Below are 12567 nucleotides of genomic sequence, written 5' to 3' on the forward strand. Positions count from 1 at the left end.
GGTTACTTGTGTCATAGATAATTACTTATCTATGCTAACTTTACTAACTTTCTTATCTAGTTTTCAAAGAACAAACATACTGAGAAGTACTAACCTCTCAAAACTGAACAAATGTAGAAGAACGAAAACACACAGGTTTCCTTTTCCTTAGAAAGGAGGTGATCCAGCCGCACCTTCCGATACGGCTACCTTGTTACGACTTCACCCCAATTATCTGTCCCACCTTCGGCGGCTGGCTCCATAAAGGTTACCCTACCGACTTCGGGTGTTACAAACTCTCGTGGTGTGACGGGCGGTGTGTACAAGGCCCGGGAACGTATTCACCGTGGCATGCTGATCCACGATTACTAGCGATTCCGGCTTCATGTAGGCGAGTTGCAGCCTACAATCCGAACTGAGAATAGTTTTATGGGATTAGCTCCACCTCGCGGCTTCGCGACCCTTTGTACTATCCATTGTAGCACGTGTGTAGCCCAGGTCATAAGGGGCATGATGATTTGACGTCATCCCCACCTTCCTCCGGCTTGCACCGGCAGTCACTTTAGAGTGCCCAACTAAATGCTGGCAACTAAAATCAAGGGTTGCGCTCGTTGCGGGACTTAACCCAACATCTCACGACACGAGCTGACGACAACCATGCACCACCTGTCACTTTGTCCCCGAAGGGAAAGCTCTGTCTCCAGAGTGGTCAAAGGATGTCAAGACCTGGTAAGGTTCTTCGCGTTGCTTCGAATTAAACCACATGCTCCACCGCTTGTGCGGGCCCCCGTCAATTCCTTTGAGTTTCAACCTTGCGGTCGTACTCCCCAGGCGGAGTGCTTAATGCGTTAGCTGCAGCACTAAGGGGCGGAAACCCCCTAACACTTAGCACTCATCGTTTACGGCGTGGACTACCAGGGTATCTAATCCTGTTTGCTCCCCACGCTTTCGCGCCTCAGCGTCAGTTACAGACCAGAGAGTCGCCTTCGCCACTGGTGTTCCTCCACATATCTACGCATTTCACCGCTACACGTGGAATTCCACTCTCCTCTTCTGCACTCCAGTCTTCCAGTTTCCAATGACCCTCCCCGGTTAAGCCGGGGGCTTTCACATCAGACTTAAAAGACCGCCTGCGCGCGCTTTACGCCCAATAAATCCGGACAACGCTTGCCACCTACGTATTACCGCGGCTGCTGGCACGTAGTTAGCCGTGGCTTTCTGGTTAGATACCGTCAAGGGACAAGCAGTTACTCTTATCCTTGTTCTTCTCTAACAACAGTACTTTACGATCCGAAAACCTTCTTCATACACGCGGCGTTGCTCCGTCAGACTTTCGTCCATTGCGGAAGATTCCCTACTGCTGCCTCCCGTAGGAGTCTGGGCCGTGTCTCAGTCCCAGTGTGGCCGATCACCCTCTCAGGTCGGCTATGCATCGTTGCCTTGGTAGGCCATTACCCTACCAACTAGCTAATGCACCGCGGGCCCATCTGTAAGCGATAGCCGAAACCATCTTTCAAAGGCGTGGCATGCGCCACATCTTATCATTCGGTATTAGCCCCGGTTTCCCGGAGTTATCCCCAACTTACAGGCAGGTTGCCCACGTGTTACTCACCCGTCCGCCACTAACTTTGGAAGAGCAAGCTCTTCCTCCGTTCGTTCGACTTGCATGTATTAGGCACGCCGCCAGCGTTCGTCCTGAGCCAGGATCAAACTCTCTTTAAAATATAAATTGAATTTGAATACTTATTCAACACCGTGAATAAAATTCCTTGCGTCAAATTGACTTCGCTAGCAATTAAATTACTAGTTTGTTTTGTTGAAAACAGCTTTCTGTTTTCTGCCCTGCGATTACCAGTGAGACTTTACGTCTCATTGCTTTTCGTCTTCTTCTTTGTTCAGTTTTCAAAGGTCAGTTAGTCGCTTTCATTCTTGATGTGCGAATGTTTTCGTTTGTTTTTTGCGACTTTTAAATCATATCATTTCAGCAACTATCTGTCAACAACTTTTTAAAATTATTTTATGAATAAAGTTCATTTAAATCGCTGCTATCGTAGCGCCGAAAACTAATATATCAAGTTTTGCGATATATGTCAACCGAATTATGCATAAAATTAAATAAAAATGAAAAAAACGACATAATGCATAAAAAAACACCTAGCTAGGCTAAGTGTTTTGATTTAATTATTCGATTGTTTTTCTTTACATGTTGGGCATGTTCCATATACTTCTAATCTATGATTATCTATCTCATAACCGGTCATATGTGCTGCGAAATGTTCTACTTCATCTAAACCTGGGTACTGAAAATCAACTATTTTTCCACAAACATTACAAATTGCGTGGTAGTGATTAGAGGTAGAGAAATCAAATCGGCTAGATGCATCGCCATAGGATAATTCTTTAATTAGACCAGCATCCCGGAAAACGCGTAAATTATTATATACAGTTGCTACGCTCATGTTAGGGAAGTTTCCTTCTAAAGCCCGATAAATATCATCCGCAGTTGGGTGTGTATGTGAGTTAATTAAGAATTCAAGTATAGCATGACGCTGAGGAGTGATTCTTACCCCTGTTTTCTTTAAGACATCTACTGCCTCTTTTAGAGTTGCATTAGACACCGCCATGCACTCCCTTCCAAAATAATTATTATCTTTATAATACCGGAAATAACGCTTAACTGTCAATAGAATGGCAGAATTTATAGCTTAATAACCTTTATTCAAATCAATTTCATTTCGTAATTTAGTATTTTCTTTTAGATGGTTGATATTTTCAAACCAAATCTTAAAGCTACGTTCTAAATATTTATCCGAATGTCCAGATATATGTGGCGTGATAGTAACGTTACTTGCTTTCCATAAGTAATCGTCTTCGGAAAGTGGCTCTTCAGGTACAACATCTAAATAAAAATGGTTTATTAAATGCTCTTTTGATGCTTGTTCTAAAACCTTTAATTCAACAGCGCTACCTCTTCCTATATTGATAAAAACTGCATTATCTTTCATTTTCCGAAAAAATGATAAGGAATAAATAGCTATTGTTTTGTCTGTTTGAGGTAAAACACTAACAAAAAAATCAGCTAATGGAGCCACTTTTTCGATATCATCCATGGCATATGTTTTACTAAATGGCTTCACAGGGTGCCCTGTTGTATTAACGCCTATAATTTCCATATCAAATGCTTTAGCAAACTCGGCGACCTTCGTGCCAATGGCTCCAGTTCCAGCTACTACTAATGTTTTTCCAGCTAATTCTGTTATGGGTTCTTCACTTGCCCAATTTTTTTCTTTTTGCATTTGATAGAAGAAAGCGGCTTTTTTTACGTGTGCTAACATGAAAGATAGCACGTATTCTCCCATTGGTACAGCGTGAATTCCACGTACATTAGCAACTTTAATTTTTCTTTCTTGAATTATTTCCCTTGGCAAACTATCTATTCCCGCGGAAAAAACCATGATTAATTTTAAGTTGCTTGCTTGTTTTATTATTGTTTCAGTAATATTCGATCCGTAGGTGACGATGACGTCTATCTCCGCTAAATTGGCAAAATGATCATTGCTCTCATAATAGAAAGTATCTTCTGGAAATTTCTCTGCTTGCAAAGTTTGTAAGTACTCTGGGACTTCTAATGTAAATAAAATGTTCATTTTGCGCCACACTTCCTCTCTTTGGCTATATTCTAATTTTATGCTTTTTTTCATTTATCGGCAATTATATTGTTTTTTCGATTGCGACATCTTATTTTTTCGCATAGAATATAGAAGGTATTAAAATTTGAGGAGATGACGAAATGGATCATTCAATGTCAAAAAAATTGCATGATGAAGCACTTTTACATATAGTTGGCGGGGTTAATAGCCCATCTAGGTCAAATAAAGGGGTTGGCGGTGGAACTCCGGTAACAATGGAGCGAGCTAGTGGCGCTTATTTTTATGATGTGGATGGAAATAAGTATATTGACTACTTAGCTGCCTTTGGACCAATTATTACAGGGCATGCACATCCTCATATTACAGAAGCAATTACAAAAGCGGCGCAAAATGGTGTGTTGTATGGAACGCCTACTAAACATGAAATCACTTTTGCAAAAATGTTAAAAGAAGCTATTCCTTCGCTTGAGAAAGTTCGTTTTACAAATTCCGGGACAGAAGCTGTTATGACAACGATTCGTGTCGCTCGCGCTTATACTGGTAGAGATAAGATCATTAAATTCGCTGGGTGTTATCACGGTCATTTTGATTTGGTGCTTGTGGAAGCTGGTTCTGGACCTTCTACACTTGGCATTCCTGATTCTGCAGGGGTAACAAAATCAACCGCAGAAGAAGTTATTACTGTCCCATTTAATGACCTCGCATCGTTTAAAGAGGCATTAGCTGTTTGGGGTGATCAAGTTGCCGCTGTTTTAGTAGAGCCTATTGTTGGGAATTTTGGAATGGTTGCGCCAGAAGATGGATTTTTAGAAGCAGTTAATGAGCTCGCACATAACAATGGTTCTTTAGTAATTTATGATGAAGTTATTACGGCTTTCCGTTTTATGTATGGCGGTGCGCAGAACTACTTAGGCGTTATTCCTGATTTAACTGCGATGGGAAAAATTATTGGTGGCGGTCTTCCGATTGGTGCCTACGGAGGTCGAGTTGATATTATGGAAAAAGTTGCACCGCTTGGCCCAGCCTATCAAGCTGGGACGCATGCTGGTAATCCGGCATCTATTCTTTCAGGTATCGCATGTCTCGAGGTTTTACAAGAAGAAGGACTTTATGAGCGCTTTGAAAAATATGGCTCGATGCTGAAAGATGGTATTGAAAAAGCCGCGCTAAAACACGGTATTGCTGTTACGGTTAACCAAATTGTCGGTGCTTTAACTGTTTACTTTACGGAAGATCCTGTGACTAACTACGCCGAAGCTGGCGCTACAAACGGTGAATTATTCGGCCGTTTCTTTAAAGGCATGTTAGAAGAGGGTATTAACCTGGCACCTTCTAAATATGAAGCCTGGTTCATTACATCCGCGCATTCAGAAGCAGATATTTTAGAGACAATCCAAGCAGTTGATACTGTTTTTGGGAAAATGGTTCAAGATAACTAGGTAATATTACTTTATAAACTGGAGAGAAACGTTATAATAGAAGAAGAATGAGCGGGAAAGGAAATAACTCCCGCTCAAATAGTCTATAGAAAGGAATAACCTTCCATGAAATTCGGAGCTAGAATTTTGAAAACTGGTATTGCAATCACATTAGCGCTTTTTATCGCGCAACTTTGCAATTCACCCTCTCCATCTCTGGCAGGCATTTCCGCCGTTTTTGCTATCCAACCTTCTATTTATAGGTCCTATCGAACTATTTTAGAACGAGCACAAGGGAACATAATTGGAGCCATCATCGCGATTATTTTCGGACTTTATATTGGTAATGATTTTATTTTAATTGGTGTTGCTTCAATTATTTGTGTTGCTTTATTAATGCAATTCCGCTTGGAGAATACAATCGGTCTTGCAGTCGTGACACTCATTATTGTAATGGATTCTCCTGGTAATGACTTTTTGGAAATCGCTCTTATTCGTTTTGGGACAATTATGTTAGGTTTACTTGCAGCATTTATTGTCAATTTGTTCTTTTTACCACCAAAATACGAGGTTTCGTTGTTTCAATTAATTTATAATACGAATAGTGAAATTGTTCGTTGGATTAAATTAAATCTTCGTCATGCTGCAGACTTCCCTCTTCTAAAAAAAGATATGGAATGGATGCAAAAACAGTTAAATCAAACGCGTAATTTGTATGGTTTATACCGAGAAGAGCGTACTTTTTTAAAGAAAAATGCCATTTCAAAAGGGCGGAAAATTGCTGTTTATAGACAGATGTTGCTTTGTTCTCAAAAAGGTTTTGAGCTTTTAAAAATCCAACATCGTTATGAAAATGATTATTTGCAGTTGCCACCAGATAAACAAGAGTTAATTCGCCAACATATCGATTATTTAACAGATAAACATGAACAACTTTTACTAACTTATATTGATAAAGTTTCGATTGATCTTGAATATGTAGAATCACATTTAGCACAAGACCCCCAAGATTTAATGCAGCTTTTCTTGCGCGAGATGGAAGAAACAGAAAAAGATGAATATGAGGATATGATGGATAAATACCATTTAATGCGTATCATCGCTTCCATTTTCGCTTATCAAGAGACAATCGATTATTTAGAAAAATTAATCCATAGTTTTAAACTCAGACATACTGAAGAAAACCAAATTGATATTAATGTCAATGAAGAGTAAACAAAAAACGAGCTTGGAGATAAACTCCAAAGCTCGTTTTTTTAACGGTATTCTTTATACTTTTCATACCAAATGTCAATGTAGTCAGGGGAAAACGGACCTTTTTTGTCCAAAATCCAGTGGCTTAACACATCCACATTATGTCGAAGTATCCGGTCAATCGATTCCGGGTACTTCATTTGGCGACGGTGTTGTTCGTATTCGCCCTCATCAAGCAAATGAAACCTTCCATCTGGGAAAACCTTAATATCGAGGTCATAGTCAATGTACTTCAGCGCCTGCTCATCTACTGCAAAAGGTGTTCCTAGATTGCAGTAATGATAAATACCGTCTTCTCTAATCATCGAAATTACATTAAACCAGTAATCACTATGAAAATAACAGATAGATGGTTCGCGCGTTACCCATTTACGTCCGTCTGCTTCCACAACTAATGTGTGGTCGTTTCCGCCGATAATAATATTCTCCGTAGATTTAAGCACCACTGTCTTTTTCCAAGTACGATGAAGTTTACCGTTATGTTTGTAACTCTTGATCTGTATTATTTCTTTCTCTTTGGGTAAGTACATCCTTTATCCTACTTTCCTCATGTACTATCAAAATCATTATTATTATAACATAAGGCAAGACTGCAAAAAAACAATATCGTGCTGAAACGGAATATTTTCCTCAAAAAAGCGCATTTTTACGCAAATTAGCAGATTTTTATCCATTTTGCTTTACTATACTAAAAGAGTTCTTCCACCATCAACTAAAATAGTTTGTCCGCGAATCATATCTGCTTTCTCACTTGCAAGGAATAATACGGCGTTTACTAAGTCATTTGGCTCAATCATTCTACCAGCTGGTGTTTTACTTACAGCATCTTTTAATAACGCTTCGCGGTTTGGGAAATGGTTAAGTGCATCTGTTTCAATTAACCCACCAGAAACAGCATTGACTGCAATGCCAAATGGTGCAAGTTCAACTGCTAAATATCGAGTAAGCGATTCTACGGCTGCCTTTGAAACACCGACTGTTGTATAATTTTCTAAATAACGAATTGAACCAATCGAGCTCAAACTAATGATTTTCCCGCTTTGATGGCGTTGCATTAATTTAGCCGCTTCTTGTCCTGCGAATAAAAGCGCCTTCGCATTAATATTCATCGTCCAGTCCCAGTGTGATTCTTCTAAATCCATTAGCGGTCGAAGGACACCACTCGCTGCATTGTTAATAAAAACGTCTAAGCGACCGAATTCCTCGTCCACCGCTTTAAATAAGTCTCTAATTTTTTCCACGTCACCAACGTTTGCTTTAAAAATAACGCATTTTCTGCCTAATTGTTCAATTTCTTGTTGTACTTCTTCAGCTTTTTTGCGGTTTCTGGAAAAATTAACAGCGATGTCATAACCTTCTTTTGCAAGTGCGATAGCGATTTCTCTTCCAAGCCCTCTACTGCTTCCTGTTACTAATGCTACTTTGTTCATTTGTTACTCCCCCTTAAAATCTTTCCATGCTTGCCACATTTTTTGGTATGGTACTGGAAAGGCAAGTCGTTTCATTTCTTCTTCCGTCGCAAAATACCAATTTTTATTTGGATTCGCTGATTGAAGTTTTGCCACACGAATGTCCATTTTCCAGACTAAATGTGAAAAAACGTGTTTGATATGCGCGACTGGCTCGTCTTCTAGTAAAACGTCTAAGCCATAATTATGTAAAAATTGTAGTTTAGCTACTTCATCATTTTCTTTTTTCGCAATTTCAATAGTAGGAAATTGCCACATATTTGCCAGTAAACCATTTTCTGGACGCTTTTCTATGGCTATTTTTCCGTCCTCTGAAATAACAATGATGCTTAACAGTTCTTTCGTTTTCGTTTTTACTTTTTTAATTTTCACTGGATAATTCGTTTCGACACCATTTTTATGTGCGTCGCAAAATGGTTGAAGTGGACAAAGCATACACATTGGTTTAGTTGGTGTACATACCAGTGCGCCAATTTCCATTAAGCCTTGGTTAAAAGCGGCCGGATTTTCTTTGTCAATTAGTTGATATAACACTTCTTCAAAAATTTTCCGGGTGGATGCTTTCATGATGTCTTCACTAATTTCTAAAACGCGTGCGATAACACGCATGACGTTCCCATCCACTGCCGGTTCTGCTTGGTTGTAGGCAATACTCAAGATGGCTCCCGCCGTATATGGACCTACACCTTTAAGCGATAAAATAGTGGTTAAGTCGGTAGGAACTTCCCCAGAAAAATCGGTCATCACTTGCTTCATGGCTGTTTGGAGGTTTCTGACACGAGAATAATAGCCTAACCCTTCCCACGCTTTTAAAATATCGGCTTCATCCGCTTGGACAAAATCTTCCATCGTTGGAAATTGAGTCATAAAGCGATTAAAATAAGGAATCACTGTGTCGACTTTTGTTTGTTGAAGCATGATTTCTGAGACCCAAATTCTATATGGATCGGTGTTTTCACGCCAAGGTAATACGCGTTTATTCGCTTCATACCAGGAAACGAGTGCTTCTTGAAAAGCAGTTATCTTTGTTTCATCCCAGGTTAGTCTCTTCATTTTTCTCATTTTCCCCTCGTAATTCTAATAGATTTCTAATGTGTGTTGCTCCGGATGTGTAGTATAATGTAGACAGGGAATAAAATAGTATACCCATTCTTAAGCCGATTTCTATTATACCGAATGCTGGCTTAATTGAATAGTGTTGTGCTCTTATAGGCAGCACTCACTTGTATTTTTTAAGACCGATTTTAGAGGAGGCAAAGTCATTGGATACTGGCACACATGTAGTAATGGGAATTGCACTCGGAGCGTTAGCAACCATAGACCCGGTAGTTGCCGGAAGTTCTCAAGCTGCCATTGGTATTATGACAGCAACAATTATTGGTTCACAAATTCCAGACATTGACACTGTATTAAAACTAAAAAACAACGCTGATTATATTAGAAATCACCGAGGAGTCACGCATTCCTTGCCGATGCTTGCCATTTGGCCATTACTTATTTCATCCGTTTTATATTTACTTTTCCCAGCGGCTACATTTATCCATTTATTATTATGGACATTTATCGCGGTGGGGTTACACATTTTTGTAGACATTTTTAATGCTTATGGTACACAAGCTGTGAGACCATTTAAGGAAACATGGGTTGCATTTGGATTTATCAACACATTTGATTGGTTCATTTTTGGTTCCCATGTGGTTGCCATTGCGGCTTGGTTGTTAGGGGCTCCTGTCTTACCAACGTTTGTTACGCTCTATGTTATTTTGGCACTTTATTATGTGGCAAGATTTGTTACACAGCGAATGATTAAACACGCCGTTCAAAACTTAATTCCAGATTCAGAAGAAATCATTATCGCCTCCACTATCCACTTCTTCCAGTGGCGCGTGGCGGTAACAACGAAAGATCATTACTACGTAGGGCGAGCTTTCAAACGCAATATTTCCATCTACGAGAAATTTGACCGTTTACCAGTTCCAGATAATGAAATCATTCGTTCTGCGAAAAAAGATAAAAATCTCGCCGCTTTTATCTCATTCTCAAAAGTATACAACTGGCGCATTGAGGAAAAACTAGACGGGACTTATGTAACATTCACCGATTTACGTTATCGTAGTAACGGACATTATCCATTTGTAGCCGTAGTAAAATTAGATGATGACTTAAATATTGTTTCATCTTACACTGGCTGGATTTTCTCCACAGAAAAACTATACAAAAAACTAGCACCTGTTAGTATTTAAAAAAAGACCCGGAATTCCGGGTCTTTTTTATTTATCTACCTGTGCTCCCTACCCCACCAACACGGGATTCGTTTGCGACGATATCTGTATCTGCAACTAAGTATTTTTGGAATACGCCTTGAGCGACGCGTTCCCCACTCTCAATCGTCACAGGTTCAGAAGAGAAGTTTTTAATGGCAATACCGATATTACCATCATTCCCTGGATTACTATAGTAAGAAGAATCAATAATTCCTGTACCGTTACACAGTAATAAACCTTTTTTTATGCCAATAGAAGATCGCACATGAATGTTTAAAACTTCATCTTCTTGCATGTAACTTTTAATATCTGTCCAAAAAATGTGTTTTTCTCCTGCTGCAATATTTACTGTCTCATTTGAAAAGAAATCATAGCCAGCTGAACCTTTGTCCCCGCGTATTGGTAGAGATATGGTTTGTTCTGGAAATTTTCTGTTTGTTTCATTTACTACTTCAAATCCTCTTACTTTCAAATTGTTCACTCCTATTTGTTTGGGTCTTTTCGTTCTACTTGGTGTAAAAAGCTGCCGTGGCGTTCGATTTGCTGACGAACGTAATCCGCCGCATACTCAGGACCGCGATACGGATAACCTGCTTTAGCATAGGAACTTTCGAAATCTGACCAAAGCATTTCAATCCACCATAAGGCTTGTTCTTTATCTAAATGCGGGTTTTTAGCCATTAACTCCGCTGTTAGCTCATCTAAATACGTATACAACTCACTCTTCCTCCTCGAAACTGATTTCATTTTCAGTTAGGTATGATTGAATTGTATCATAAGAAAAACCTTTCTGCATTAGCGATGTGATTGTTTTTTGTTTGGCAATGCTTGGTTTGTATCGTTTATTTTTGCGCATTGTTTTTTCAACTTGTTTTTGTAGAATATCCGCTTCATCAGCTATATCAATTTCGCTTGTTGCTTCTGTTGCAGCTGTTTTGGCTAATTCGCTTGTATAACCTTTTTGGATTAAATCGGTGATAATTTTTTGTTGAAGCATTTTTTTAGCACTTTTGTTATTTCGTTTCATGATTTTTATTGCTTGTTTGGTGGCGTTTTCTAGCTGTGCTTCGTCTGAATATTCTTCGATAACTCGAGTAATTATTTCTCTCGTTAGCCCTTTTTCGACTAGTTCGCGTTCGATAGTTCGCGGGCCTTTTAGGGTTGTTTTGATTTGCGTTTTTGTATACAGTTCCGCAAATTCAAGATCATTAATATAATCCATGTCGGCTAATTTTTTTAAAATCTCATCGATTGCAAAAGCTTGCATTTCTTGCTTTTTCAAATAATCGCGAATCTCTTTTTCTGAGCGAACGCGGTGGGATAAGAAGTTGATTGCTTTATTTAACCCTTTTCGAATCATGTCGGCTTGTTTGATTTCGTCGATTTCAGCCTCCGTAATTGCTTTACCTTTCATTAGTTGATAGCGTGCTAATACTTCTTCGTCTACACTAAAGTTGTATTTTTCATCAATAAAAATATTGTAACGTTCTTTGTTTTTCTGCTGGACACTTATGGACGTGATTTTCATAACCCGCCTCCTTCTCCCTTCTATCATACCGCAAAAATTGGTTTTAATACTACTAAAAAGGGAATAAACTAGTTAGGACTATAAAGAGGTGATAAAATTGCATATCTTACTTACAGGCGCAACAGGTTTTATTGGTGATCACTTAGTACATGAATTAGAAAAATCTGATCACGAACTTTATATTTTAACAAGACAAAAGCTAAAAAACCGCGCGAATATACACTATATTGAATGGTTAAACGAGGATAAATTGCCTAATTTAGAAGATTTACCAGTGGATGTTTGTATTAACTTTGCTGGTGCTGGTTTGATGGATGAAAAATGGACTTACGATAGAAAGAAAGTGATTGTAAATAGCCGCATCGAAGCTACTTCAGCACTCTTATCGATTGTGAAGAAAATGAAATCCAAACCAAAATTATGGATTAATGCAAGTGCCATTGGAGCTTATACTTCTTCTAAGTCAACAATTTATCTAGATACAGAAGAAAATACTTATGCAGATAACTTCTTAGGAAAAACAGTTTATGAATGGGAAAAAACAGCGAGTGCGGCAAGTGATTTAGGTATTCGAGTTGTATACGCTCGCTTTGGCCTCGTACTTGGCACTGATGGCGGGTCATTCCCTGTTTTTAAAAAATTATTCCAAACTTATACAGGAGGCCGTTTTGGTAATGGAAAACAATGGTATTCTTGGATTCATGTCGCTGATGTTGTAGCAGCAATCTTATTTATTTTTGATCACAAACAAATAAATGGCGTGGTTAATTTTACAGCTCCTCACCCTGTTCAAGAAAAGAAATTTGCTGAACGCCTTGGGAAAAAGATGCATAAGCCATATAAAACACCGGTTCCTAAAAAAATTATTAAATTTATTCTTGGTGAACGCGCAATGACTATTTTGGACAGTCAACGTGCTTATCCGGAAAAACTAATGAGTAACCATTTCGAGTTTCGTTTTGAAACGTTGCAAGAAGCTTTGGATGACTTGCTTGATTAAAAAAC

Annotated in this window: 12 protein-coding genes and 1 rRNA gene; 4 read left to right on the forward strand and 9 right to left on the reverse strand. The window is 39.0% G+C overall.

The window, feature by feature from the left end; all coding sequences use genetic code 11:
* Positions 1-151: 151 nt before the first annotated feature.
* From HRK21_RS00245 to HRK21_RS00255, 3 genes are all read right to left on the reverse strand, one after another.
* Positions 152-1701: ribosomal RNA gene (locus HRK21_RS00245) — 16S ribosomal RNA — on the reverse strand.
* A 455-nt stretch (positions 1702-2156) separates the two neighbouring features.
* A complete protein-coding gene (gene perR, locus HRK21_RS00250; protein WP_003730560.1) occupies positions 2157-2603 on the reverse strand; it encodes a peroxide-responsive transcriptional repressor PerR in 447 nt (148 codons plus the stop codon).
* An 81-nt stretch (positions 2604-2684) separates the two neighbouring features.
* Positions 2685-3626 (reverse strand): NAD(P)-dependent oxidoreductase, encoded by a 942-nt coding sequence (locus HRK21_RS00255; RefSeq protein ID WP_070006022.1) that lies wholly within the window; start codon positions 3624-3626, stop codon positions 2685-2687.
* 143 nt (positions 3627-3769) lie between these two features.
* Here HRK21_RS00255 and HRK21_RS00260 point away from each other — a divergent pair, with 143 nt between their 5' ends.
* Together HRK21_RS00260 and HRK21_RS00265 are read left to right on the forward strand one after the other, a co-directional pair.
* Positions 3770-5068, forward strand: a complete 1299-nt coding sequence (locus tag HRK21_RS00260; protein WP_003739129.1) for a glutamate-1-semialdehyde 2,1-aminomutase — start codon at positions 3770-3772, stop codon at positions 5066-5068.
* Between the two features lie 105 nt (positions 5069-5173).
* Complete coding sequence (locus HRK21_RS00265) at positions 5174-6262, forward strand: aromatic acid exporter family protein (RefSeq protein WP_070006023.1); 1089 nt, start codon at positions 5174-5176, stop codon at positions 6260-6262.
* A 41-nt stretch (positions 6263-6303) separates the two neighbouring features.
* On the opposite strand, the gene ntdP is transcribed toward HRK21_RS00265, so the two are convergent.
* The 3 genes from ntdP to mutY form a co-directional block, all read right to left on the reverse strand.
* Entirely contained in the window at positions 6304-6831 is a 528-nt protein-coding gene (gene ntdP, locus HRK21_RS00270; protein WP_070006024.1) for a nucleoside tri-diphosphate phosphatase, read from the reverse strand.
* A gap of 153 nt (positions 6832-6984) precedes the next feature.
* Positions 6985-7731, reverse strand: coding sequence for an enoyl-[acyl-carrier-protein] reductase FabL (fabL, locus tag HRK21_RS00275; protein ID WP_003739131.1), 747 nt, complete (start codon positions 7729-7731; stop codon positions 6985-6987).
* A gap of 3 nt (positions 7732-7734) precedes the next feature.
* A complete protein-coding gene (gene mutY / locus HRK21_RS00280; RefSeq protein WP_077952720.1) occupies positions 7735-8832 on the reverse strand; it encodes an A/G-specific adenine glycosylase in 1098 nt (365 codons plus the stop codon).
* A gap of 200 nt (positions 8833-9032) precedes the next feature.
* On the opposite strand from mutY, the gene HRK21_RS00285 reads away from it, so the two are divergent.
* Positions 9033-10013 (forward strand): metal-dependent hydrolase, encoded by a 981-nt coding sequence (locus tag HRK21_RS00285; RefSeq protein ID WP_070006026.1) that lies wholly within the window; start codon positions 9033-9035, stop codon positions 10011-10013.
* 31 nt (positions 10014-10044) lie between these two features.
* On the opposite strand, the gene HRK21_RS00290 is transcribed toward HRK21_RS00285, so the two are convergent.
* The 3 genes from HRK21_RS00290 to recX are packed head-to-tail and all read right to left on the reverse strand — an operon-like array spanning position 10045 to position 11562.
* Positions 10045-10506, reverse strand: a complete 462-nt coding sequence (locus HRK21_RS00290; protein ID WP_003739137.1) for a dCTP deaminase/dUTPase family protein — start codon at positions 10504-10506, stop codon at positions 10045-10047.
* Positions 10507-10517: 11 nt separating this feature from the next.
* Positions 10518-10751 (reverse strand): YfhJ family protein, encoded by a 234-nt coding sequence (locus HRK21_RS00295; protein WP_003730568.1) that lies wholly within the window; start codon positions 10749-10751, stop codon positions 10518-10520.
* A 1-nt stretch (position 10752) separates the two neighbouring features.
* Complete coding sequence (gene recX / locus HRK21_RS00300) at positions 10753-11562, reverse strand: recombination regulator RecX (RefSeq protein ID WP_070006027.1); 810 nt, start codon at positions 11560-11562, stop codon at positions 10753-10755.
* Between the two features lie 97 nt (positions 11563-11659).
* Here recX and HRK21_RS00305 point away from each other — a divergent pair, with 97 nt between their 5' ends.
* On the forward strand, positions 11660-12562 hold the full coding sequence (locus HRK21_RS00305) for a TIGR01777 family oxidoreductase (protein ID WP_069887737.1): 903 nt from the start codon (positions 11660-11662) through the stop codon (positions 12560-12562).
* The last annotated feature ends 5 nt before the right edge of the window (positions 12563-12567 follow it).

It is taken from the genome of Listeria monocytogenes (assembly GCF_013282665.1).
GTDB lineage: Bacteria > Bacillota > Bacilli > Lactobacillales > Listeriaceae > Listeria > Listeria monocytogenes_C.

Bases quoted from the DNA above. Each gene is read 5' to 3' on its own strand.
- HRK21_RS00265 (WP_070006023.1), top strand. From the start codon at position 5,174: ATGAAATTCGGAGCTAGAATTTTGAAAACTGGTATTGCAATCACATTA.
- HRK21_RS00260 (WP_003739129.1), top strand. From the start codon at position 3,770: ATGGATCATTCAATGTCAAAAAAATTGCATGATGAAGCACTTTTACAT.
- ntdP (WP_070006024.1), bottom strand. From the start codon at position 6,831: ATGTACTTACCCAAAGAGAAAGAAATAATACAGATCAAGAGTTACAAA.
- recX (WP_070006027.1), bottom strand. From the start codon at position 11,562: ATGAAAATCACGTCCATAAGTGTCCAGCAGAAAAACAAAGAACGTTAC.
- mutY (WP_077952720.1), bottom strand. From the start codon at position 8,832: ATGAGAAAAATGAAGAGACTAACCTGGGATGAAACAAAGATAACTGCT.
- perR (WP_003730560.1), bottom strand. From the start codon at position 2,603: ATGGCGGTGTCTAATGCAACTCTAAAAGAGGCAGTAGATGTCTTAAAG.
- fabL (WP_003739131.1), bottom strand. From the start codon at position 7,731: ATGAACAAAGTAGCATTAGTAACAGGAAGCAGTAGAGGGCTTGGAAGA.
- HRK21_RS00255 (WP_070006022.1), bottom strand. From the start codon at position 3,626: ATGAACATTTTATTTACATTAGAAGTCCCAGAGTACTTACAAACTTTG.